The 22,746-nt window shown below is 61.7% G+C and carries 23 protein-coding genes; 15 read left to right on the forward strand and 8 right to left on the reverse strand.

Features of this window, described 5'->3' with window-relative positions; translation table 11 throughout:
• Window positions 1–5: 5 nt before the first annotated feature.
• Window positions 6–1,250 carry an amidohydrolase gene (locus OES25_01745; GenBank protein ID MDH3626363.1) on the forward strand — a complete coding sequence of 415 codons (1,245 nt, stop codon included), beginning with the start codon at window positions 6–8 and terminating at the stop codon, window positions 1,248–1,250.
• On the opposite strand, the gene OES25_01750 is transcribed toward OES25_01745, so the two are convergent.
• The 7 genes from OES25_01750 to OES25_01780 all read right to left on the reverse strand — a co-directional run bounded on the left by OES25_01750 (window position 1,247) and on the right by OES25_01780 (window position 7,259).
• Window positions 1,247–2,167 carry an endonuclease/exonuclease/phosphatase family protein gene (locus OES25_01750; GenBank protein ID MDH3626364.1) on the reverse strand — a complete coding sequence of 307 codons (921 nt, stop codon included), beginning with the start codon at window positions 2,165–2,167 and terminating at the stop codon, window positions 1,247–1,249. The genes OES25_01745 and OES25_01750 overlap by 4 nt on opposite strands.
• Window positions 2,168–2,171: 4 nt before the next feature.
• Entirely contained in the window at window positions 2,172–2,669 is a 498-nt protein-coding gene (locus OES25_01755) for a hypothetical protein (protein ID MDH3626365.1), read from the reverse strand.
• Window positions 2,670–2,739: 70 nt separating this feature from the next.
• The gene (locus OES25_01760; GenBank protein MDH3626366.1) at window positions 2,740–3,840 is read right to left on the reverse strand and encodes an aminoglycoside phosphotransferase family protein; all 1,101 of its coding nucleotides are present in this window, start codon (window positions 3,838–3,840) and stop codon (window positions 2,740–2,742) included.
• A complete protein-coding gene (locus OES25_01765) occupies window positions 3,840–4,097 on the reverse strand; it encodes a DUF5989 family protein (GenBank protein ID MDH3626367.1) in 258 nt (85 codons plus the stop codon). Before OES25_01765 ends, OES25_01760 begins: the two co-directional genes overlap by 1 nt.
• A gap of 7 nt (window positions 4,098–4,104) precedes the next feature.
• Window positions 4,105–4,551 (reverse strand): hypothetical protein, encoded by a 447-nt coding sequence (locus tag OES25_01770; GenBank protein ID MDH3626368.1) that lies wholly within the window; start codon window positions 4,549–4,551, stop codon window positions 4,105–4,107.
• Window positions 4,552–4,553: 2 nt separating this feature from the next.
• Window positions 4,554–6,392 (reverse strand): carbamoyltransferase, encoded by a 1,839-nt coding sequence (locus OES25_01775; GenBank protein MDH3626369.1) that lies wholly within the window; start codon window positions 6,390–6,392, stop codon window positions 4,554–4,556.
• 60 nt (window positions 6,393–6,452) lie between these two features.
• Complete coding sequence (locus OES25_01780) at window positions 6,453–7,259, reverse strand: hypothetical protein (GenBank protein MDH3626370.1); 807 nt, start codon at window positions 7,257–7,259, stop codon at window positions 6,453–6,455.
• Between the two features lie 54 nt (window positions 7,260–7,313).
• On the opposite strand from OES25_01780, the gene OES25_01785 reads away from it, so the two are divergent.
• The 14 genes from OES25_01785 (at window position 7,314) to OES25_01850 (ending at window position 21,934) form a co-directional block, all read left to right on the forward strand.
• On the forward strand, window positions 7,314–7,838 hold the full coding sequence (locus tag OES25_01785) for a cupin domain-containing protein (protein MDH3626371.1): 525 nt from the start codon (window positions 7,314–7,316) through the stop codon (window positions 7,836–7,838).
• Window positions 7,835–8,239: a hypothetical protein gene (locus OES25_01790; protein ID MDH3626372.1), complete on the forward strand. Its 405-nt coding sequence runs from the start codon at window positions 7,835–7,837 to the stop codon at window positions 8,237–8,239. Before OES25_01785 ends, OES25_01790 begins: the two co-directional genes overlap by 4 nt.
• Window positions 8,236–9,354 carry an alcohol dehydrogenase catalytic domain-containing protein gene (locus OES25_01795; protein ID MDH3626373.1) on the forward strand — a complete coding sequence of 373 codons (1,119 nt, stop codon included), beginning with the start codon at window positions 8,236–8,238 and terminating at the stop codon, window positions 9,352–9,354. Before OES25_01790 ends, OES25_01795 begins: the two co-directional genes overlap by 4 nt.
• Window positions 9,351–10,100: an alpha/beta fold hydrolase gene (locus OES25_01800; GenBank protein ID MDH3626374.1), complete on the forward strand. Its 750-nt coding sequence runs from the start codon at window positions 9,351–9,353 to the stop codon at window positions 10,098–10,100. The genes OES25_01795 and OES25_01800 overlap by 4 nt, the downstream gene beginning before the upstream one ends.
• Window positions 10,101–10,237: 137 nt before the next feature.
• Complete coding sequence (locus tag OES25_01805; protein MDH3626375.1) at window positions 10,238–11,860, forward strand: DUF1800 domain-containing protein; 1,623 nt, start codon at window positions 10,238–10,240, stop codon at window positions 11,858–11,860.
• 10 nt (window positions 11,861–11,870) lie between these two features.
• Window positions 11,871–13,397: a DUF1501 domain-containing protein gene (locus OES25_01810; GenBank protein MDH3626376.1), complete on the forward strand. Its 1,527-nt coding sequence runs from the start codon at window positions 11,871–11,873 to the stop codon at window positions 13,395–13,397.
• Between the two features lie 39 nt (window positions 13,398–13,436).
• On the forward strand, window positions 13,437–14,873 hold the full coding sequence (locus OES25_01815; GenBank protein MDH3626377.1) for a hypothetical protein: 1,437 nt from the start codon (window positions 13,437–13,439) through the stop codon (window positions 14,871–14,873).
• A complete protein-coding gene (locus tag OES25_01820) occupies window positions 14,870–15,301 on the forward strand; it encodes a hypothetical protein (GenBank protein MDH3626378.1) in 432 nt (143 codons plus the stop codon). Before OES25_01815 ends, OES25_01820 begins: the two co-directional genes overlap by 4 nt.
• Window positions 15,301–16,281: an energy transducer TonB gene (locus tag OES25_01825; protein ID MDH3626379.1), complete on the forward strand. Its 981-nt coding sequence runs from the start codon at window positions 15,301–15,303 to the stop codon at window positions 16,279–16,281. The genes OES25_01820 and OES25_01825 overlap by 1 nt, the downstream gene beginning before the upstream one ends.
• Window positions 16,282–16,302: 21 nt before the next feature.
• Complete coding sequence (locus OES25_01830) at window positions 16,303–17,985, forward strand: M48 family metalloprotease (protein MDH3626380.1); 1,683 nt, start codon at window positions 16,303–16,305, stop codon at window positions 17,983–17,985.
• 12 nt (window positions 17,986–17,997) lie between these two features.
• Entirely contained in the window at window positions 17,998–18,675 is a 678-nt protein-coding gene (locus OES25_01835) for a MotA/TolQ/ExbB proton channel family protein (protein MDH3626381.1), read from the forward strand.
• Window positions 18,662–19,084: a biopolymer transporter ExbD gene (locus tag OES25_01840; protein MDH3626382.1), complete on the forward strand. Its 423-nt coding sequence runs from the start codon at window positions 18,662–18,664 to the stop codon at window positions 19,082–19,084. The genes OES25_01835 and OES25_01840 overlap by 14 nt, the downstream gene beginning before the upstream one ends.
• A 4-nt stretch (window positions 19,085–19,088) precedes the next feature.
• Window positions 19,089–19,562, forward strand: coding sequence for a biopolymer transporter ExbD (locus tag OES25_01845; protein MDH3626383.1), 474 nt, complete (start codon window positions 19,089–19,091; stop codon window positions 19,560–19,562).
• A gap of 179 nt (window positions 19,563–19,741) precedes the next feature.
• Window positions 19,742–21,934, forward strand: a complete 2,193-nt coding sequence (locus OES25_01850) for a glutamine synthetase III (GenBank protein MDH3626384.1) — start codon at window positions 19,742–19,744, stop codon at window positions 21,932–21,934.
• Here OES25_01850 and OES25_01855 read toward each other — a convergent pair whose 3' ends face one another.
• On the reverse strand, window positions 21,935–22,654 hold the full coding sequence (locus OES25_01855) for a hypothetical protein (GenBank protein MDH3626385.1): 720 nt from the start codon (window positions 22,652–22,654) through the stop codon (window positions 21,935–21,937). It abuts the gene before it with no gap.
• Window positions 22,655–22,746 lie beyond the last annotated feature (92 nt).

Consider the following 22,746-nt stretch of genomic DNA (forward strand, 5'->3'; position numbering starts at 1 on the left):
GGAAGATGAAACTGTCACGTCGCAAGCTTCTGGTGCTGGGAGGTGGAGCCGCCGTCGGAGTGGCAACCGTCGGGGCGATCCGTCTTCTTCTGCCGCGATTCATGCAGGCGTCGGCCGATCCGGTCATCCGCGGTCGACTCCAAATGTTTGTGGACCGTTGCTTCGGTGGCATCGAACGAAGTCGGATGTGGGATGGCCATGTGCATCTCCTCGGACTCGGCGCCGGCGATACGGGCTGCTGGCTCAACCCACGGATGCGCAATCATCTGTACGCCGCACGACGGTTTCAGTACGAGCTGTTCAGAGAAGCCACCGGGATGAGTTCGGAATCCACGGCCGACCAGGACTACGTCGATCGTCTGCTCAGCGTCCATCGTGCCGCAAACCCGGACGGCAAGCTCGTGGTGATGGCGTTTGACAGCTACGTCGACGAAACGGGTGAGGTCCTGCGGGACCATGCAGCGTTCTATACACCCAACGAATACGCCCTGACGATCGCCGACCGATACCCGGAGTTTGTCGCGTGTGCGTCGGTTCATCCGTACCGAGTGGACGCCCTCGATCGACTGGATGAGGTGATCGACCGCGGCGCACGGGCCATCAAGTGGCTACCCAACGCCATGGGCATGGACCCGCTCTCGCCACGATGCGAACCGTTCTACCGACGGCTGGCGGATGCCGGCATTCCTCTGATCTCCCACTCCGGCACCGAGTACGCCGTCGAGGGTGCCAAGAATCAGGAACTCGGCAACCCGCTGCGTCTACGTCGGGCGCTGGATGCCGGCTGCAAGGTCGTCGTTGCCCATGCGGCCAGTACGGGCACGGCGAGGGATCTCGACGACGGACAGGAATCGTCGAAGCGACGACCCACCTTCGATCTCTTTCTGCGCATGATGGCCCAGCCCCAGTATGACGGCGTGCTCTATGCGGATCTCTCTGCGATCACGGTCTTGAATCGTAGCGCGCGGATCCTCAGGACACTCCTCTCCGCACGCGAATGGCATCACCGTTTCGTCAACGCATCGGACTATCCGGTGCCTGCGATCCACATCGCGATCAACCCGCGCAAGTTGGAGTTCGATGGCTATCTGACCGCGGAGGACCGTGACTTTTGTGAGAAGTTGGCCAGGATCAATCCGCTGCTGTTCGACTTCTGCATCAAGCGCGCCGTGCGTTATGAGGACCCCGACGGGCAGGTCCACCGATTCGCCAACACCGCCTTCGAGACCGACCACCTATTCGGGGCCTAGGAACCGTCGTCGTCGGCCACGACCTGGATCGTGGTGTAGATCAGATGGTGGTCGGACAACCGCTGAACGTGACGTCCCGGATCCCTGGGTGTCATGACCTCGAAGCGAGACTCTGCAAACTCCGGCTGTTCGGTCGGCACCAGGATGCGATCCAGAGGACTGTTGGGGAAGCGTCGGGTGCTGTAGGTCGGTCGGTCCTCTGAGTTCAGGTCGATGAAGCCTGCCTCGCGGAAGAGCCGAAGCCCCTCCTCGTCGGCGTCGATCGTGTTGAAGTCGCCGAGAATAATCAGGTCGTCGTCCTTGAAGTGTCGTCGAACCGCGGCGAGTTGCGCCACCAGTGCGTGAGCCTCCCCCCGTCGGACGCGACGGCCCAGCTCCTCCCCGTCCGAATTGGACTTCGAATGCAGCGGGATCAAGACGAAATCGGTCCCACCCTCCACGGGGCGAAAGGGAACCGCATACGGATGCCGACGCCAGCTTCGTCCGCTCTCGTAACTTACCGAAATTCGCAGGGGTTTTCCGTTCGGTTCGACCCGCCGGCTGTTCCACGCGATCCCGAGCAACTGCTCCGGGTTCCGAGGTTCGCGGCGCGGATAGAGCTGGTACTGCCAGGCGCTTCCGCCTTCGTTCAGGAGTTCCACGATCTGGTCGAGTTTCGCGTTGGTTCGAGTTTTGTCCCGACCGTCGTCGTCGTGGATCTCCTGGAGCGCAAGAACATCCGCGCCGCTGGCCCGGATGTGGTCGGCAAGATCCTGGGGTTCCTGACCCCAGGGGCGCGAACCCAGGTTCTGAATGTTCCAGCTACCGATGCGAAGTTCAGAACTCTGGATCGGGTCGACGCTGTAGGCGCTGCAAGAGACGCACAGCGAGATAAGTAGGAGTATGAGCGCGGCGTGCTGCCGCCGCAGAAGAGTCAATCGGCTAGCCCGCCGCGTCGATGGAGACGTGCTTTCCCGAACCGTTTCTGCGCAACTTGCCCCAGATTCGGTTGATGGCGTGGTCACGACTCAGCGACGAGAACAACGGCGCTTTGCGACGATCCCACCGAGACATCAGCGATACCATCTTCGGCTCATCGGGGTGGATGCGTCGCCCCCGATCGAGGACCTGCAACGCCTTTCCGACACGACCGGACATTCGGTAGACCCGGGCCAGGTTGACCTTGAGGATCGCGTCGAAACGATCCTTCTCCACGGCCACCTCACAGCAACGAACGGCTTCGGGTGTGACGCCCTCGCCGAGAGCGAGTGCCAGACCGTAGTAGGAGAGGAAACGCATTCGTGGACGCGGGACACCGCTCTCGCGCTCGAGCCGAACCGCAAGACGCAAGTCTTCAGCGGCCTCGGACGGGCGATCGGCGCGCAAGTGCTCCAAACCGCGTTCATAGAGCTGACCCGGCTGCGGGGGCGTCGTGTCCATGGCTGATCCTTCTCTCCGTGCTTCCTACATTCTACTGAACTGTGCCGTTTGAGGGAACCCGATATTGGATCTAGCGGGTACCGGAAGCCAAAATTTTCCTACTGAGGGACGATTCTCGCCGGACCCCATCGCGATGCAACGCCAGCTGCCTGCGGGCGCGCTGGAGATTCTGCGCCTCTCGTTCCACCGGAAAGTAGCGATCTCCTGCCAGATGGTCGGCGAGGAATCGCATCCCCAACATCAACGGCATCAACCTCACTCCGGCCCACAACATCGCCCGGGTCGACCCGTCGGCAAGAGGGCCCAACCCGTCGATGAATCCTTCGGCGACTGCCTCGACATAGTCGTCACGAAGGTGAAGTGTCGGGCCATCGTCCTGATCCTCGTCCCCGCTGGCCGCGACGCTCCGAACGAGGTCGCCGAAGTCGTAGGCCCAGAAACCGGGCATCGTCGTGTCGAGATCGACGACGGCGACGACACGCTCCCCGCGCGAGTCGAACAACAGGTTGTCGATCTTCGTGTCGTTGTGACAGATTCGCGGTGTCCAACTCCTGGACGCCTGCACGAACCCCTCGATCTCGTCGCGACAGGCGGCGCAGTAATTGAGGTCGTCCTGAAGACCGGCAAGGCGATCGGACCCGCCCGTCGCCGCGACCTGTTGTAGCTCCGCGAAGCGCCGGGATGGGTCGTGGAACCCGGGCAACGGCACCGGGAACCCGTCCGGCGACAACGTGCCCATCACGGCGGCGAAATGGCCGTAGGCTCGCCCCGCCTCGGCTGCCTGATCTAGGGTCTCGGCGACCTCCAGTCCTCGGCTGTCGTGGATGAAATCCATGGCCCGCCAGATCGAGCCGTCTTCGTCTCGCAGAAGCCCAGGCAGGGTCGGATCGATGCGATCACCGACCGCCTCCAGGTTTGCGGGTACCTCGAACCGGTACCGACCGGTGGCTCGGGCTTCCAGCAAGTGCCGCTGGACCTGCCGACCGGCCTGAGCCAGGGCGGAGGGATCGCGAAAGACCGAGGTGTTTACCCGCTGCAGCAGGTAGACCCCGTCATCGGTCGCGCAACGAAAGGTCTTATGAATCCGGCCCTGACCCAGGGGCTCAACGACCGACGGAGACGCGTCGATCCCGAACCCTCGCAGGAGTCGGGAGACCGTGGCGGCATCCACTAGAACAGCGTGTAGATGAACGGCGCCCCGCCACTACCGGATACCCACGCCAGGGCCGCGATCAACAGCATGAAGATGATGATCGGCGCCAACCACCACTTCTTGTTGTGCTTGAGAAAGTCGATGAACTCTGTGACCAGGCCGGACCGCTTGGATCCGACTTGATCCAGAAACTCGCGCTGCTTCTCGTCTTTGCTCATCGGATCCTCATCAAGCGTGACCTTGCCCATGCTGAACGAGAGGCCGGGGACTGTCAATCGCAGGTCAGAACTGCCGGAAATAGCGCTCGGGATTCTCGATGGGTGTGCGGGGTATCCAGTAGCTCTTGGCGTCGGGGTCGTAGGCACGACGAAGCGAGTCGCGGCGTATCACCCGGAAGAAGATGCCCAGGGCGCCGAAGACCAGATAGAAGATCAGCGCCATCACGACGTGAGAGATGACGAATCCGATCGGGAGGGTCACGATCGTCAACACCAGGTAGATCGGTCGCAGGATCGGCGGAAAGGCGAACGCCAACAACAGGAACAGTAACGAACCGAGTCCGAGCCCGATGGCGACCGACGATACGTTGTCGGCCGCGATACCCCAGAACAACAGCTTCTGCTTCCAGAGGAGCTGCCCGACAAGTAGTAGACATGCGCCGGCGCCGACGAAACCGAACTCTCGGAGCTTCTTGCGATCGGGACGCCAGTCAATATCGATCAGTGCCATCGTCAGTCCAGTGCAAACTGGGCCTTGTACCGATCCACGTCCGGCACCTCGCCCTCGGGTTGCTGATCCTTCAGAAGAATGATGTTCTCGAGAACAAGCACATCCATATGAGTGCCCATGAAACAGCGATACGCATCCTGCGGCGTGCAGACGATCGGTTCCCCTCGGATGTTGAAGCTGGTATTGATAAGGACCGGACAGCCGGTCCGAGCGTGGAACTTCTTCAACAGTTGATAGAACCGAGGGTGACGATCGGCGTCGATGGTCTGGACTCGGGCCGAATCATCGACGTGAGTCACGGCGGGGATGGTCGACCGCGGTACCTTCAGGCGGTCGAATCCCGTGAGGTCCTTGTTCTCGCCCGTAGGCTCGACTCGTCGCTTTTCGGCCACATCGGCGACCAGCAACATGTACGGGCTGTCCTCGTTGTCGCGCACGGCGAACCATTCACTCGCGTGTTCGCGGAGAACGGCCGGTGCGAAAGGGCGGAAAGACTCGCGGAACTTGATCTTTAGATTCATCGTCGACTGCATCTCGGTTGACCGGGCGTCGCCCAGGATGGAACGGGCGCCAAGCGCGCGCGGCCCGAACTCCATCCGACCGGCGAAGTGTCCGACGATTTTCTGTTGATCGAGCAATTCCGCCACTCGATCGAGTGCACGATTTTCACCGTCGTAACGCTCGTACTTTGCGCCAACGCTGTCGAGAAATCGGACGATCGATGTTTCCTCGTGACGCGGACCCAGCAACGATCCCTGCTGGAAGTCGGCACGACCGGCGGGGTCTCGCTTTCCATCGGTCAACTGGTGCCAGACGAACAGTGCCGCGCCCAGCGCGCCCCCTGCATCACCGGCGGCGGGCTGGATCCAGATGTCGTCGAAGATCCGCTCACGCAGGATCTTGCCGTTCCCTACACAGTTGAGTGCCACGCCGCCCGCCATCACCAGGTTGCGCATCCCCGTCGTCTTGCGCAGATGACGCGCGCTACGCAACATCACCTCCTCGGTGACGGCCTGGATTGACGCGCCGATGTCCATCTCCCGCTGGGTAAGTTCGCTCTCGGGTTTTCGCGGCGGCCCATCAAACAACTGATCCATCTTCGGGCCGGTCATCGTCAGTCCCTGGCAGTAGTTGAAATAGGACATGTCCATCCGGAACGAACCGTCCTCCTTGAGGTCCAGCAGGTTGTCCAGGATCCGGTCCTTGTAGCGCGGTACGCCGTAGGGCGCCAGCCCCATCAACTTGTACTCGCCCGAGTTGACCCGGAAGCCGGTGAAGTAGGTGAACGCCGAGTAGAGCAACCCTAGAGAGTGGGGGAACTGGAGCTCGTGTGTCAGTTCGATGCGATTGCCACGGCCGATCCCGTAGCTCGCCGTCGCCCACTCGCCGACACCGTCGAGCGTCAAGATTGCTGCCTCTTCGAACGGCGAAGGGAAGAAGGCGCTGGCGGCGTGCGATTCGTGGTGTTCGGTGAAGATGTAGCGGCCCTTGTAGGCCTTATTCAGGCCGCGATCCATCTCTCGCGGGAGGTGTAGCTTCTGTTTCAGCCACAGAGGCATCGCCTTCAGGAACGAGCGGAAGCCGAGCGGTGCGTAACCGAAATAGGTCTCGAGGAGTCTTTCAAACTTCAGGAGTGGCTTGTCATAGAACGCCACCGCGTCCAGTTCTTCGGCACTTATCCCGGCTTCCCGGAGGCAGTATTCGATGGCGTTGACGGGGAAGCGATCGTCGTGCTTCTTGCGACTGAACCGCTCCTCCTGGGCTGCGGCGACGATCTCGCCGTCGCGTACCAGTGCGGCCGCACTGTCGTGATAGAACGCCGATACGCCTAGAACATCCACCCAATCCTCCAAAATGGCGAGGGGATTGTAACAGGCGGACGCTCTTGTGCCTCCCCCGCTTTACCAGACGCTGACTGGGCAACAACCGACACCCGCGCCGGAGGTCACGATGCAGCGCAGCGCAGAGATCACGGCCGGCGCAAGAAGATGCACGCAAGGCAAGTGCCCCTGCTCCCGAACGCACTCGTCGTGTTGCAGGCAGGCGTCGGAGCAGACCGTGCAACCCGGACATCCGAGCCCACAGCAACCACCACAGCCGCTGGAGGGGTCGCGGCAGGTCTGACAGTCCACACGGGGTCGGATCGGACGGGTCGCGGTCTCGAACGCCTGCCCCTGAACGACGATCGCCTGAACGAGAACCTGATCGTAGCGATCGGCTTCTTGCCGGATTCGTCGGGTCAATTGCTCTACATGCCCGGGCACCGGCCCCGTCATGAGGTCGCGGAAGGTCTTCTCGCTCTGCGGCGAACGCCCCTGATCGGGGTCGAGACCCGCAAGTCGAAACGTGCCACGCTGAGTCACGCGATCGTAGCGAAGTTCCGTGATCGGCAAGGACGAACCGTCGTAGAGTGCCGCGACGAGGATCCGGCCATCGTCACAGGCCGTGAATTGCAGTTGCCCGTCGATCTGCCCGCGGATCCCCGCGCCGGAGCAGTCCGGGTCGTTCTCCATCCTGAATTGGCTCTCTTCGGCCGACGCCGACACGATCGAGACGAGCAGACTGGCCACCCAGAGCCCGATCCGTCTTACACGCTGAATTTCCATTCCGACGCTCCCGCTGGAGGTCGAGACCCGAACGACGACGTTAACCTGCTTCATCACGGAGGCCACGGCCTCCGCCGACGCCGAGTTGTCGCCCGGCAACATCACCGGGATATACTGGACAACTTGGCGAACCGCCAAGACTCACGGAGGCAGCCCATGATCGAGGAGAAGGACGGTTGGCATATCGTCAACGTCAAGGACGCCCGCTGGTTCGGCGGCGCGACCAAATTTGGTAGCGCCTGCAACTTCGAGACCGAGAGCGGAAGATTCGAAGAGTTCGGTGTCAACCTGTTCCGACTCGAGCCGGGCAAACCCAACTGCCGTTACCATCGCGAGAGCGGGCAGGAGGGGTTCCTGGTGCTCTCAGGTCGCTGCAAGGTATTGATCAACGAGGAAGAACATGCGCTGAAGGCGTGGGACTACTTCCATTGCCCGGCCGGCGTCAGTCATGTCTTCATCGGAGATGGAGACGGCCCGAGCGTGTTGTTGGCCATTGGCGCACGCGGCTCGGACGTCGCACTCTGGTATCCGACCAGTGCTCTTGCTGCATCCCATGGCGCCGAGACGCCGGAAGCGACGGACAACCCTCGAGTGGCGTACGGCGACCTGCCGGGCCGCGAGGCGATCGATCCACCTGCCTGGCCTCCGTCCGCGGGTGGTGACGAAGGAGTAGACAGATGAAGAAGAGTGCATGGCTATTGGTGGCGTTACTCATCGGAGCGACGACGGTCGTCGTCGGGCAGGAACGTGGCCGAAACCCTCGTCTCCCCGAGAACCGGCTTGAAAAGATGGAAACCCGTCTGACGTTGACCGCGGAACAGATGGATGAGGTTCGACCTATCATCGAGAAGAGCTGGAACGACTCGACGAAGTTGCGGGAATCCACTCGAGGGAGCGGCTCGTCACCCGAATCCATCAAGAAGATGCGAGACGAGATGGACGCGCTGCAGCAGAACACACGCAAGCAGCTTGCCGAGATCCTCACCGGGGAGCAATTGGCAGAGTACGACCGGATGACGCAGGAAGAGCGCGAAGAGATGCGTCAGCGCCGTCGGCGCAGGATGCGCCGAGAGGAATCATGAAGATACAAGCCGCGGTTCTAGAGGAGTTTGGTCAACCGCTGCAGATCCAGAGTCTGGAGTTGGGCGACCCACAGTCCGGTGAGGTGCGCGTCAAGATTGAGGCCTGCGGTGTTTGCCATACGGATCTGTACACCGCCAGCGGTGCGGACCCCAGCGGGTATGCCCCGTGTGTCCTCGGTCACGAGGGTGCCGGCGTGGTGGATGCCGTCGGCGACGGTGTAACCTCGGTGAAACCGGGCGATCACGTCGTGACTCTCTTCTCCCCTGAATGTGGTGAGTGCGTTCATTGCCGTTCCGGCAAGACCAACATCTGCATGGCGATCCGCGACACACAGGGAAGAGGTTGCATGCCCGACGGGACGCCTCGTCTCTCGAGAGATGGCGAACCCATTCGACACTTCATGGGAACGTCGACGTTCGCCGAGTACACCGTGATGCCGGAGATCGCTCTGGCGAAGGTTCACCCGGAAGCGCCGATGGAACAGATCTGTCTACTCGCATGTGGCGCGACGACCGGGATCGCCGCCGCGATGTGGAAGGCCGAAGTCGAAGCCGGTGCAACGGTGGCGGTCTTCGGTATGGGCATGGTCGGACTTGGTGCGGTCGTCGGCGCGCGGCTGCAGAACGCCGGCCGAATCATCGCTGTCGATCTTTCTCGTGATCGTCTCGAGGCGGCACGACCCTTCGGCGTTACCGACACGATCCTCGTCGGCGAGGACACCGATGATCCGGTGGCGGCGATCCAGGAGATGACCGACGGATTCGGTGCGGACTACACCTTCGAAGCCACCGGCAACGTCGCGGTCATGGGTCAGGCGGTCGAGGCGGCACGAATGGGGTGGGGGATCTGCACCGTGTTGGGTGTCGCCGGCAAGGGCGAGGCCCTGCAGATCGTCCCGCGCAACCTGATCACCGGTCGTCGTGTACAGGGTGGCAGCTTCGGTGGCGCGCGTGGCCGTACGCATGTTCCGCAGCTGGTTCAGATGATGGTCGACGGTAAACTGGATCTGGGCCCATTCGTCTCTCATCGTGTCGGCCTCGATGACGTGAACCACGCGTTCGAGCTGATGGAACGACAGGACGGAATCCGCTCGGTCATTACGTTCGACGGATGATCGATACGATTCGAAACGTCCAGGGCGAGTCGCTGGACTTCACCTACTCCCCCGCCGAAGACGGTCACGCGACGGTCATCATCGGACATGGGGTGACCGCCAACAAGGACCGCGCCTGGGCCGTTGCGCTGCACGACGCGCTGCAGGCGGCCGGATTCGGAGCGTTTCGATTCTCGTTCAGCGGGAACGGCGCGTCGGAGGGCGACTTCCGGGACTCGACGATCCACAAGGAGGTCTCGGACCTCGGATCGGTCCTCGACGAGCTGCAGCGGGCCGGGATTCGTTTCCTGGCCTATGCCGGTCATAGCATGGGAGGGGCGGTGGGTGTGCTGCGCGCCGCCATCGACCCGCGAATCCGGGCGCTCGTTTCACTGGCCGGGATGGTTCACACGGCGGACTTCGCCGAGCGGAAGTTTGCGGGACTCACGCCGGGCAAGGATCTGATGTGGGACAAACCCGAATGTCCCCTGTCCCGGGACTTCCTCGACGTCATGCAAGAGATCGACAGCGTGTTGCCCCGGGCGAGCTCCCTTCGTTGCCCATGGTTACTGGTACACGGCACCGATGACACCGTCGTACCCCATGACGAATCGTCGCAGATCGCGACGGCGGTTCCGATCGTGAAACAGGTTTCGATGGACGGCGCGGATCATCTATTTACGGGTCACGAGACTCAGATGGCCGAGCACGTGGTTGTGTGGCTCCGTGATGTCATGTTCGCCGTCGATCCTTCGCTACCCGAATAGTAATTGCGTTTACGGATTCCGCCGCAAAGACAACGCAAGTTCCCCAGATGAAGCTCGCGTGACCGGAAAGAGCGGGAATCTACCCGTGGTACGTCGATTGCAGATGCGGAGACGATCTCTGACCACGGGAGCCTCTCTTGCGACTGCCTCGCCCCGCAGCTCTTGTCTGTGGACTGACGATTTTGTCGTTCGTCTCCACCGTGAGCGGCGGTGTCGATGAATCGGACACGCTCTCGGGAGCGATCTCGCCGGCGGAGGCGTCACGCTTCCTGACCCAGGCGACGCTGGGAGCCAACTGGGAAGAGATCCATCGAACCGCGGACCTGGGTGTGAACGCCTGGCTCGATGAACAGTTTCAGCAACCGATCGGGTTTCACCAGCCGCTCCTCGAACTACAGGCGCAACCCGGTGTCGAACTGACCGTCGACGACCGACGTGCGATCTGGTGGAAGCAGGTGCTGGAAGGATCGGATCCGCTTCGACAGCGAGTGGCGATGGCACTCAGCGAGATCGTCGTCGTCTCCGACGCAAACGGCACGGTCCAGGCCACGCCGCTCGGGTTGGCCAACTACTACGACATGCTGCTCGGTCACGCGTTCGGCAACTATCGAGATCTCTTGCGGGGCGTCACGCTCCACCCGCTGATGGGCGCCTACCTGAGCCACCTGAGAAACACACGCTCCAGTCCCGGCCGTTTCCCCGATGAGAACTTTGCCCGAGAGATCATGCAGTTGTTCTCCATCGGGCTGTTTGAGTTGCGTCCCGACGGCGAGCTGCTATTGGACGGCGCCGGTCAACCCATCCCAACCTACGACAACGACGACATTACGGAACTTGCCAAGGTCTTCACTGGCCTGTCTTTCGACGGGCCGGACAACGATTTCAGTCAGGGTCTGCCGATGTGGACCGCCCCGATGAGAATGTACGAAGCGTGGCACGAGCCCGGTCCGAAACAACTCCTCCGCGGTATTCAGATCCCCGCCGGTCAAACGGGCATGCAGGATGTTCATGACGCCGTCGACAGCCTGTTCGACCACCCCAACACCGGCCCCTTCATCTCGCGACGGTTGATCCAGCGGCTTGTGACCTCGAATCCGGACCCGGAGTACATCGCGAGGGTCTCGGCGGTCTTCGATGACAACGGTAGTGGCACACGTGGGGACCTCCAGGCGGTTGTTCGCGCGATCCTCACCGATGCGGATGCCCGATCATGGCCGACCAACTCCGAAATCCATCGCGGCATGCTTCGTGAGTCGTTCCTCCGGCGCGTGCACCTGGCGCGCGCTTTTGACGCACGTAACTTCACGTTTGACTATCCGATCAACGACAGCGGCGCGGACGACTCGTTTGCGCAACGCCCGCTGAGCTCTCCGTCGGTGTTCAACTTCTTCCTGCCCGACTACCAACCCAGCGGACCGATCTCCGAAGCGAATCTCGTCAGCCCGGAGTTTCAGATCATCACCGCGGTGACGGCCATCAGCAGTGCCAACTCGCTGCGGACGCAGGTCGATCGCGCGATGAATTCGGCAACGGACCCGGCCCAGGAGGTTCGCCTGGATCTCGCCGATGAGATCGCGCTGGCCGCCAACCCGACCGCACTGGTGGATCGGCTGGACCTCCTGCTGCTCTACGGGGACATGAGCCCTGCAATGCGGTCACTCCTGATCGCGTCGCTCACACAAGAGAACGACACGGAAACACGGGCGCGAATGGCAATCCACCTGATCTCCATCTCTCCCGAATACTGCGTGGCAAGGTAGCGGAGTCGTCATGAAGAAGCCTCGCAAGGAGATCATCGATAGCAACAGGCCGGTCGATCCGAGTCGACGCCGATTCCTGGGTCAGGCCAGCTGCGCCGCAGTCGGCACGACCGCGTTGTTCAACACCGTGCTGAACATGGGGATGTTCAACACGCTGGCGGCCGGTGCCGCCGACTACAAGGGAATGGTCTGTCTGTTTCTGTCCGGTGGCGCGGATTCGTTCAACATGATGGTTCCGAGTGGCGATTCCGAGTACGCGGAGTACGCCGCGACCCGTGGCGATCTGGCCCTGCTCCAGACCGATCTGCTGCCGATCCTGCCCGCGACTCCCGACGGTCGGAGCTATGGCCTCCACCCCGGCCTCGGACCGTTGCAGACCCTGTTCGAGCAGAATCAACTGGCGTTCGTCGCCAACGTGGGAACACTGGTTGAACCCACGACGCTCGCCCAGTACGAGAATCGCAGCGTGAACCTGCCGCTCGGCCTGTTCTCACATTCCGACCAGCAGATGCACTGGCAGTCGTCGGTCCCCGATCAGAGGTCACCGGTAGGATGGGCGGGACGGATGGCTGACATTCTCCAGGCCTCTAACTGTAACCAGAACATCTCGATGAATATCTCCCTCTCGGGGAGCAACATCTTCCAGTCGGGTCACATCACCAACCATTACACCATCGGTCCCAACGGATCGGTGGGCCTGCTGAACTACAACCAACCGGACCCTGAGAGTCAGATCCGGACCAGCGCCATCGACGGCATCCTGGGCCTGAACTATCAAAACGTCTTCGAAAAGACATTCGCGATGCGGATGCGCGGTGCAATCGATGCTCACGAGGAGTTCTCGGCGGCGATCGCCGGACTGCCGCCGTTGATGACCCAGTTCTCAGACACGCGTCTCTCTCAACGGTTTCGCATGATCGCGCAAACGATTCAGGCCCGCGAAGTACTGGGGATGCGTCGCCAGACGTTCTTCGTCGAGGCCGGCGGATGGGATCACCACGACGAGGTCATCGCCAACCAGGCGGTGATGCTCCCCGAGATCGCGGCGGCGCTCAGCGAATTCCAGGCCGCGATGGTCGAGATCGGTGTGGCGAACGATGTCACGACGTTCACGGCATCGGACTTCGGACGCACGTTAACCTCCAACGGTCGCGGCTCGGATCACGCCTGGGGCGGCAATCACATCGTGATGGGTGGAGCCGTCGCCGGCGGCGACGTCTACGGAAGCTATCCCTCGATGTCACTCGGCAGCTCGTTGGATACCGGCCGCGGGCGATTGATTCCGACGCTTGCCGTCGACGAGTATTTCGCCGATTTGGCGCTGTGGTTCGGGATTCCGTCGCCGGACCTCGAACTGGTCCTGCCGAATATCAATCGGTTCTACAACACCGCCTCGGTGCAGCCACCCATCGGGTTCATGAGTAGCGGCGCGCCGACGTCAAGTCGAAGTCGCCCGATTGGAGCAGCGAGCTCATCGAGCGGAACCGACCCCGGGCGAGCAACCCGCGGACGTCCGCGGTTTCGTTCGGGTCGCTAGTTCAACAACAGATCCAGTCACTTCGGAGGGGTCACAAGTATGCGACGCAGGATTATGACTATCACGGCGGCGACATTGTTTGCGTTGTCGTCTTTTTCCGTGCGGGCTGCGGCACGCGAGATCGCCGATCTCCAGCCGGCCCGCCTCACGTTCTCCCAATCGATTCTCAATGATGTCTCCTTCGGGACGTATCGAGAGCCGTTCGATGAACTCCAGACCCGCCCCTACAACATGTTGTTCAGCAACATCGGGCGTTACCCGAGCTTCAGCCCATGGCCCGGTCAGGAAGGCAACTACACCCGCTACGTCAATGCGCTGATCGGCAACAACGGCACGGCCAACGTCGACAACGGAGCCGACTCGATTCAAGGGTCGATCGTTCGGAGACAGACCGACACCTGGTCCTGGGGCGTGTCCGCAGCGATCCTCGCCGGCAACGACGGAAACGAAAACAGTAGCGGGGCCTCGACGTTTAGAGACACCGACGATCTCAACGGATTCGACCTCCGGCCTGCCGCTGCCAAACAGCTCGGCGAGAAACGGGTTCTTGGTTTCGGTCTCCGGCTGACTTCCGCCAACGCGGAGGTTACCGACAGCAGCTTCGAATCCGGTGTGGGCGGCTTCTTCGGTGAGAATCAGTTCAAGCAGAGCGGCATCCTCGCCGACGTCGGGCTCCGAACGTTCCTGACACCCGGCTCGAGCTGGGAGATCCAACTCGTCGCCGGCACCGAGGGTTTCGATCAGACGGAGATCGCCGAGACCATCGATGGGCTTGGCGTCATCACCGATCGCACCACCATCACCAACTACGACGTCAGCGACCTGAAGGTCGGTGTGTTCGGAGGCTACAACCGTCAGAAGGACGGTGCGCTGGGCGAGATGGAGTATCGGCTGGGTATCGAACGATCTCAGCGCGAACTGGACAACGCCGATCTTTCGTTCGTCGACAACTCCGGTGTCGTTACACCGGTCAACACGTTGCTCGCCCAGGACACCATCGGAACGACGCTGATCAGCGCGTCTGCGAAATCGATATTCCAGGCCGGCGAGACCGAGATGTTCGCATCCGCCCGATTGGCATTCGGTATGGTCGATGGTTCGACTCAGATCGACGCCTCGGGGTTCATCGTCAATGAAGCGATTGACGATAGCGAGTCGCACCTTGCGTTGACGCTTGGACTTCGTCAGCCGTTCTTCCGTGACAAGCTGCGTATCATCGTCGCGGGACGTGCGGATCTGGTCGACGCCGAACGCACCACAACGTTCGACACAAGCGCCAATGTCGACGACTTTCGTCGATCCTCCGCGGACTACGCCGTCGGGATCGAAGGCGTTCTGGCCAATGTGACCTTCGACATCGCCTGGCTCGTCAACGAGGAGGCGGCCGTCGCGCCGGTCTCGATCGGCATCCCCGGTGGCTCACGCCGCAGCGTCGAGTTCGATCGAATCGTCTTCTCCGCCGGAGTTGCCTGGTGAGTCGACGCGTCCCAGGACTGGCTCGCGTCGCGCTGCTCGCCGGCCTGCTGTCCTTGACGGCGGGCTGCGAGAACGGCCCGGATCGCCTGTTCGTGCCTCAGGTCGCACCGACGACTCTGGCTCAGGTCCAGGCGCAGGTGTTCACACCTCGCTGTGCTACCGCCGGCTGCCATGTGGGCGCAGGGGCGCCGTTTGGACTCGACCTCAGTGCCGGTTCGACCATCGGAAATGTGGTCAACATCGATAGCTCCGAGGTACCGACGCTGATGCGTGTCGAGCCCGGAAACGCGGTTGACTCCTATCTGTACATGAAGCTCGTCGCAGACCCGAGGATCCTCGGTGACCCGATGCCTCTCTTCGAGACGCCGCTGTCGGCGACAGACCTGCAACTCGTAGCCAGCTGGATCGATCAGGGAGCGACTAACTGATGCGGCTTCGTCTCAAACCCTGGATCGTAAGTGTCGCGATCCACGCATTGTTCGTCGCGGGGCTGTTGATCCTACCGGGTCGCCTGCCGAAGCGTGAACGTCCACCCAAGCCGGTGGATATCGTCTTCTACCAGGTGCCGGTCGATGAATTTACTCCGCCACAGCCCAAGGTCATTCCGCCGAAACCGAAGCCTGAACCGAAACCGGAGCCAAAACCCAAACCTAAGCCAAAACCCAGGCGGAAGACGACGCCGAAACCGGCGGCCCCGGAACCGGTCGTGGTGGCCCAGGCTCGGCCGGTGGCTGAACCGGAACCGACTCCGGTCCCCAGGCCGAAACCCAGACCCAAACCGCGTGCCAAACCCTCGGTCGGCTCGTTCGGAACCTCCACGGTCGCGACCCGTCAGCCCGAGCCTCGGGCTCGCTCGCTGAAACCCAGGGGATTCAGCGGCGAGGTGTCGCCGACGACTCTCAAGACGGAACCGCGACGAACCGTTGCCGCCGGCAATTTCGCCGCCGAGGAGGCAAAACCTCGTGTGGCACCGACACCCCAGAGAGACACGACGGTCGCCTCCGGTGGGTTCAGCGGTGAAGCCGCGGACGCTCCTCGAACGACGGCACGACCCACGACGACGGTCCAACGTGGCGGATTCGGCGACGAGGAAGCACCGGCCGCCGAGCCAAGAAGGCGTCTACCGTCTCCCGCCAACCCCGATACTCCGGTCTCCATTCTCTCCAAGCCGAAACCGATCTACACCGACGTCGCGAGAGAGAAGCGAGTCGAGGGCGAAGTTGTGCTGGAAGTGCGCTTCGCCGCCAACGGCAAGATCGTCGTCTTGCGTGTCGTTTCCGGTCTCGGCCACGGCTTGGACGAGGCGGCCATCGCCGCCGCACGAAACATCGAATTCAAACCTGCCTCACGGGATGGGGCTCCAGTTGATGAGACCGCCACGCTACGCGTGGTGTTTCAGTTGGCCTAGGAAAGAAGGAAGGAGAACGTTGTGCGCGTAACCGGACGGATCCGAGGATGGGGGGCCATCCCGCTCACGTGCCTCTTGCTACTGGCGCTTCCGGCGGTGGCGCAGGACTCGCGTGTCGACCAGGTACTGGATCGAATCATCGCAAACGAACAACGGCTAGCGATCCAGATTCAGGATTACCAGCCGTTGGTCGAAACGTATCTGCAGACAGTTAAACCCGACCCGGTCCTCGGGCGTGTGCCGATCAAGGACAACTACTTCTTCGGCAAGCTGGTGCTACCGAAGGGTGCAGAAGGTAACGAGGCCCTCACCGGCAAGAAGCGAAAGCAGAAGCCCGGCAAGGGCAAGTCCCTCGAGATGTTCACCGAATACCACTCGGCCACGTTCAAGCCCGAGCGGTTTGCACAGATGCTTCTGGTCGATCGAGGGTCGTTCCGTCGAGAGAACTACGACTTCGACTTCGTACGTACGGAGTTTCTCGGTGAGGTTCGAACCCTCGTGTTCGATGTCACGCCCAAGGCCGGCAAGACCCTCAACAAGGCGCACTTCGGTCGGTTCTCCGGCCGTATCTGGGCGGAAGACCAGGACTATCAGATCGTCCGATTCAACGGCATCTACGGATCGATGATGATGGTCGACTTCCATTTCGACAGTTGGAGAATGAACCTGGCACCCGGGATGTGGTTGCCGGCCTACGTCTACACGGAGGAGCCGGACCGCTCGATGCGACAGTTGCGGTTGTCGCACCAGGGCCAGACCCGACTCTGGGGCTATGACATTGCACGCAGCAGCCTCGAGGACGCGTTCACGAAGGTCATGGTCGAGACGGTCAAGGCCCGGGACGACAGCGAGTCCCCCGGACAGATCTCCCCGGTCGAGGCCGTGCGCTCATGGGTCAGCGAGGCCGAAGACAACGTCATCCAACGGCTCGAACGAGCAGGCCTCGTCGCGCCGCCCGGCGAGGTCGACAAGGTTCTGGCGACGGTGGTCCAGAATCTGGAGATCACCAACGAGCTGAACATCCAACCCCCGGTACGGTGTCGCGTTCTGCTGACGACACCCCTGGAATCGTTCACCGTCGGACACACCATCGTCCTGAGCCGCGGCCTGATCGACGTGCTTCCCGACGAGGCCAGTCTTGCGATGGTTCTGGGACATGAGATGGGTCATATCCTCAACGGCCACAAAATCGATACGCGCTTCGCGTTCACCGACCAGGTGATCGTCGGGGACAAACAGGCGATGGAGTACTTCAACTTCCAGCGAGATCCCGAGGAAGAACTGGAGGCCGACAATCACGCGGTCAACCTCCTACAGAACTCCCCGTATGCCGAGGACCTATCGACGGCGGGCCTGTTCCTTCGACAGCTCGAGGCGAGCACAAACGATCTCCCGGCCCTGATTCGGCCGCATTTCGGGAGTCGGATCGCAAACCGTAACGAGGTCATGCGGATGAACGCAGTGATCGACGCGGCGCCTCCGCTGGATCACGCCTCGATGGAGCAAACCGCGGCCCTGCCCCTCGGCGGTCGCGTGAAGATGGATCCGTGGAGTGCAGAAGTCTCGTTGATGAAAAACAACCGGGTCCCCCTTCTGGGCGCCCACGAAAAACTACCCCTGCAGGTCACGCCACTGATGCCGTACCTCACCCGCTACAAAGGGAACGGCTCCGGCGAAATCGCCGAGAACCGATCGGGACAATAGAAGGAGACCCTGATGAACCTCAATGACATGTTCAGCAGCATCGGCTTCGTGGGGCTTCTCGTCCTGGGTTGCCTGTTGTTGCTCTCGCTTTACTCATTCGCCGTGATCCTGGACAAGTACCGCCGGTTTAACGCGGGCGTGCGGCAGTCCATCGTCTTCAGCGCTGAATTCAACCGGCACCTGCAGGACGGCAAACTTCAGGAAGCGGCTAACTCTGCCAAACGACACGAACAGTCGCCGGTGGCCAGGGTCGTCTCGGCCGGCGTTCAGGAACTGATCGCCAGTCGCAACTCCGTCGAGGGCTCGGAGATGCAGTTGGAGTTGGTCACGCGGGCCCTCGATCGCTCGGCCATCACGACGCTTTCCGACATGAAGAAGGGACTCGGTGCCCTCGCGACCATCGGTTCGACCGCTCCATTTATCGGGCTGTTCGGAACGGTTGTCGGCATCATCCACGCCTTCGACGGCATCGCCGAATCCGGCTCCGGCGGGATTGCCGCTGTTTCGGGTGGTATTTCCGAGGCGCTGGTGGCGACGGCCTTCGGCATCCTCGTCGCGACGCCGGCCGTGATGGCGTTCAACTACTTCACGGGCTCCCTGGAACGGGTTCAGATCGAGATGCACACTCGGTCGGCAGAGCTGGTGGATTTCATTACCAAACGAATGAACGCAGTCCATGCAGGGAGCTAAGCCGGGAAAACTCGAATCCCAGATCAACGTCACACCGCTGGTGGACGTGGTTCTGGTGCTCCTGATCATCTTCATGGTGGTGGCGCCCCAGATTCAGGCCCGCCCGGATCTACAGGTGCCGCAAACCGAGCAACCGGCGGAAAAGCCCGATGACGGCCGACAGATTCTGGTCGCCATCGAGCGCACCGGTGTCATCTGGGTCGACGACCGCGCCCTCTCGGCGGTCGAGTTCAGCGACGCGATGCAGGAAATCGCCCTGGATCGCGGCGATTGGAAGGTCGTGATCAAAGGCGATGCACGTCTTCGGTTCGGCGAGGTCCAGCAGGCGATGCTGGCCGTCGAGGCTGCGGGGTTTGCAAACGTCGGATTGATCACCGCGCAGCTCGACGATTCGGTCGGCGGAGGATGATGCGATGAAGATGATCGGAGGCGGAAGCGATCTGAATTCCGAGATCAACGTGACCCCACTGGTCGACGTGGTGCTCGTCCTGCTGATCATCTTCATGGTCGTCATCCCCCTCACGATGAAAGGGTACGACCTGGATATTCCCGAGGAGAGTGTCGCCGTCACCCGGACAGAGCCCGAAAAGCCGCTCGAACAGTACGTGATGACCATCGACCTTAACGGATGTCCCGTGACGGCACCCCCGGAGACTCGCGGACTCCCCGCCGTCTGCACCGTCCGACTCAACGACGAGAGCATTCCGGTGGGGAAGCTCCAGAGCCGTGTCCGCGAGATCTTCGATCCGAGGCCGGCGGCGGACCGAGTCCTGTTCCTCTCGGCTCACGAGAGGATGAACTACGAGGCCGTGATGCGGATCGTTGACCTCGCCAAGGGTGGGTCGGCAGGTCTGAGAATCGGGCTCGTGGCGGAGCCTACCGGCTAGTCGATTTAGACTAGTTTGCTCTGGCTCCTGCCCCGCCCGACTGATACCCTTGGGTTGCGTGGCGGGGGTTCTCCCGGTCACGAACTCCCAACAGATGTCGACGCGGCCGACTCCCGCAAATCAAGTTGATCGGCGGTCGTTTCAGGCATTGTTGTTGTGGATTGGAGGAGACGGAAACGATGGCCAACAGGGATATCCAGCAGCGCGCGGTCACTGAAGCAACTCACTGGCGGAAGTCCCGCGGGCAAAACGGTGAGGCCCGTGCCGAGACGCCACCGGTCGACCAGATTTTCGGTCAGGATGTCTTCAGCCTCCAGCGAATGAAACAGCGCCTGCCAAAAGATACCTATCGTCGGCTGATGCGCACGATCACTCAGGGCGAACCCCTGGATCCCCACGTCGCCGACGTGGTCGCCGCAGCCATGAAGGACTGGGCCATCGAACACGGTGCCACCCACTACACCCATTGGTTCCAGCCTCTCACCGGACTGACGGCGGAGAAACACGACTCGTTCGTCGCTCCCGACGGCGAGGGCGGCATGGTCTACGCTTTGTCAGGCTCCGAACTGGTCCAGGGCGAGCCCGATGCCTCCAGTTTTCCGTCCGGCGGACTGCGGGCCACCTTCGAAGCCCGCGGGTACACCGCGTGGGACGCCACCAGCCCGGCGTTCCTTCTCAGGGGAGACAACAACGTCACCCTCTGTATCCCAACGGCCTTCGTCTCATGGACCGGCGCCGCGCTGGATCTCAAGACGCCGCTCCTGCGATCGATGCTGGCCCTTGAGAAACAGGCGATGCGTGTCCTCAACGTTTTTGGCACGGATGCCGGGGTTACTCGGATCAATACGACCGTCGGGGTCGAGCAGGAGTACTTCCTGATCGACCGAAACTTGTTCTTTGCCCGACCGGACCTCGTCAGCTGTGATCGGACGCTCTTCGGGGCTCAGCCCCCCAAGGGGCAACAGCTGGACGACCACTACTTCGGGTCGATCCCTCCGCGAGTGCTGGCATTCATGTCGGAGATGGAGCGCGAACTCTATCGGATCGGCATTCCGGTCAAGACTCGTCACAACGAGGTTGCGCCCGGCCAGTACGAGATCGCTCCCACTTTCGAGACCTCCAACATCGCCTGCGATCATCAGATGCTGATGATGGAGACGATCAAGAGGGTCGCTCCTCGCTTCGGGTTGCAGGCGATTCTGCACGAAAAACCGTTCGCAGAGCTAAACGGCTCGGGCAAACACAACAACTGGTCAATCAGCACCGACACCGGCGTCAACCTCCTGGACCCGCAGGACGAAACCCACACGAACATGCAGTTCATGTTCTTCCTCTGTGCCGTGATCCGCGCCATCGACGTCCACGCCGATCTTCTTCGAGCATCCATCGCCTCCCAGAGCAACGACCATCGGCTCGGTGCCAACGAGGCGCCGCCGGCGATCATCTCGACCTTCCTCGGGGACATGCTGACCGACCTCGTGGAACAGCTCGAAAAGGGCACACCCAATCGCACAATCAAGGGGGGCGAGCTTGATCTCGGGGCCACCACGCTCCCGCAGATTCCCCGTCACTCCGGTGACCGCAATCGAACATCGCCGTTTGCGTTCACCGGCAACAAGTTCGAGTTCCGCGCTGTTGGTTCCTCCGCCGCGTCGGCGTGGCCCAACACGGTGATGAACACCATCGTCGCGGAGTCGATCGACTTGCTCATCGGCCGGTTGGAAGAAGAGACCAAGAAAACGGACATCGAGACCGCAGTTCGGACGGTTCTTCGCGAGACACTCAAGAACCACAAACGGGTGATCTTCAACGGGGACGGCTATTCGGACGAATGGCACGCCGAGGCGGAGCGTCGCGGACTGCCCAATCTTCTCGACTCCGTCGAGGCCCTACCGGTTCTCGGTAGCCAGAAGGCGATCGACCTGTTCTCGAAGTACAGCGTCCTTCAAGAGAATGAGGTCGAGAGCCGAGTCAACGCATCGCTCGGAAAGTACTGCAAGCAGTTCCTGATCGAGAGCGAGACGATGGTGCTGATGGGACGCCAACTGATTATCCCGGCGGCCACCAAACATCAGCGGGAATTGGCCCAGGCGGTTCAGGCGACTCAGGCCGCCGGAGTCGAGTGTCCTGCGCAGAAACGGGATCTGCAGGAGTTGATCGATCTCCTGACCCGTTTCGACAAGCAACTCACGGAACTTGCGGAGACGGAACAGTACGAGACCGACGACCTCGAGGCCCATGCGAAAGCGCTTAAGGAACATGTCGGGCCGGCCATGGACCGACTGCGAGTGATCGGCGACGAGCTCGAACTACGGATCGGTGCCGAGCACTGGCCGTTGCCGTCCTACCGCGAGCTGCTGTTCATCAAATAGCTACGGCGCCAGCGCCTGACGTCGGCGAAGTTGCAGATGAGCCCGCGCGACCATTTCCATGAAGTGGCCGCTGGACAACCCCTGCAATCCACGTTGTAGGTGGGCCAGACTGTTCTCGCTGTCACCGTTGGACTCGTGCCACAACGCGATATATAGGTGCGCGTGGAAACGACCTAGCTGGCGCAACTCACTATCGGGTGCACCGGTCTTCTCTGCAGCGGCGAGCACGTCGTCGACCGACTTCGTGCCACGGAACAGCCCCCAGACCTCGGGCATGGGAACGCGCGAATCGTCCTGGGGATACATCCGCTCGCGGGCTACTTCGTGGCCCTCCGTCTTCGCGACGCAGAGATAGTGCCAGACGGCATTCTCAACATCTCCCGGGTTGACCGTGTGGTGACTCTCGAACTGGTCCGCACAGTCGGCCCAGCGCTCCGCGTAGTAGAGGGCGATCCCGCGCTCCCAGAGTTCCGGCTTGTCATCCGGCTTGGCGGCGATCTGAAGGTCGAAGAACCGTGCCGACTCGGCCATCTCCAACTGACGAAACGCCGCCACCGCATCGAGGTACAACACGCGAGAGTCGTCGCTGCTGTGCTCTGCGGCATCCTTGATCGGCACCATCTCGCCGACGTTCTCTTGCTGGGCGACGATGGGCGAGATCGCGGCGACCACGATCATCGTTCCGAGCACGGTGCGCCATCGAGCGGTTCGAACATCCATCTGAGGTTTCCTCCAACCAATATTCTAAAGAAATCACGAGAACCGACAAGGTGTCTCGCTTGGATACGGGAATTTCGGCTTCGAGGTTTCCG

It is taken from the genome of Acidobacteriota bacterium, assembly GCA_029861955.1.
Lineage (GTDB): Bacteria > Acidobacteriota > Polarisedimenticolia > Polarisedimenticolales > Polarisedimenticolaceae > JAOTYK01.

What these genes read in the sequence shown, in the direction of transcription:
- OES25_01835 (MDH3626381.1), top strand. Translation starts at nt 17,998, where the DNA reads ATGAACCTCAATGACATGTTCAGCAGCATCGGCTTCGTGGGGCTTCTC.
- OES25_01850 (MDH3626384.1), top strand. Translation starts at nt 19,742, where the DNA reads ATGGCCAACAGGGATATCCAGCAGCGCGCGGTCACTGAAGCAACTCAC.
- OES25_01785 (MDH3626371.1), top strand. Translation starts at nt 7,314, where the DNA reads ATGATCGAGGAGAAGGACGGTTGGCATATCGTCAACGTCAAGGACGCC.
- OES25_01815 (MDH3626377.1), top strand. Translation starts at nt 13,437, where the DNA reads ATGCGACGCAGGATTATGACTATCACGGCGGCGACATTGTTTGCGTTG.
- OES25_01790 (MDH3626372.1), top strand. Translation starts at nt 7,835, where the DNA reads ATGAAGAAGAGTGCATGGCTATTGGTGGCGTTACTCATCGGAGCGACG.
- OES25_01845 (MDH3626383.1), top strand. Translation starts at nt 19,089, where the DNA reads ATGAAGATGATCGGAGGCGGAAGCGATCTGAATTCCGAGATCAACGTG.
- OES25_01855 (MDH3626385.1), bottom strand. Translation starts at nt 22,654, where the DNA reads ATGGATGTTCGAACCGCTCGATGGCGCACCGTGCTCGGAACGATGATC.
- OES25_01755 (MDH3626365.1), bottom strand. Translation starts at nt 2,669, where the DNA reads ATGGACACGACGCCCCCGCAGCCGGGTCAGCTCTATGAACGCGGTTTG.
- OES25_01800 (MDH3626374.1), top strand. Translation starts at nt 9,351, where the DNA reads ATGATCGATACGATTCGAAACGTCCAGGGCGAGTCGCTGGACTTCACC.
- OES25_01810 (MDH3626376.1), top strand. Translation starts at nt 11,871, where the DNA reads ATGAAGAAGCCTCGCAAGGAGATCATCGATAGCAACAGGCCGGTCGAT.
- OES25_01745 (MDH3626363.1), top strand. Translation starts at nt 6, where the DNA reads ATGAAACTGTCACGTCGCAAGCTTCTGGTGCTGGGAGGTGGAGCCGCC.
- OES25_01780 (MDH3626370.1), bottom strand. Translation starts at nt 7,259, where the DNA reads ATGTTGCCGGGCGACAACTCGGCGTCGGCGGAGGCCGTGGCCTCCGTG.
- OES25_01825 (MDH3626379.1), top strand. Translation starts at nt 15,301, where the DNA reads ATGCGGCTTCGTCTCAAACCCTGGATCGTAAGTGTCGCGATCCACGCA.
- OES25_01795 (MDH3626373.1), top strand. Translation starts at nt 8,236, where the DNA reads ATGAAGATACAAGCCGCGGTTCTAGAGGAGTTTGGTCAACCGCTGCAG.
- OES25_01840 (MDH3626382.1), top strand. Translation starts at nt 18,662, where the DNA reads ATGCAGGGAGCTAAGCCGGGAAAACTCGAATCCCAGATCAACGTCACA.
- OES25_01770 (MDH3626368.1), bottom strand. Translation starts at nt 4,551, where the DNA reads ATGGCACTGATCGATATTGACTGGCGTCCCGATCGCAAGAAGCTCCGA.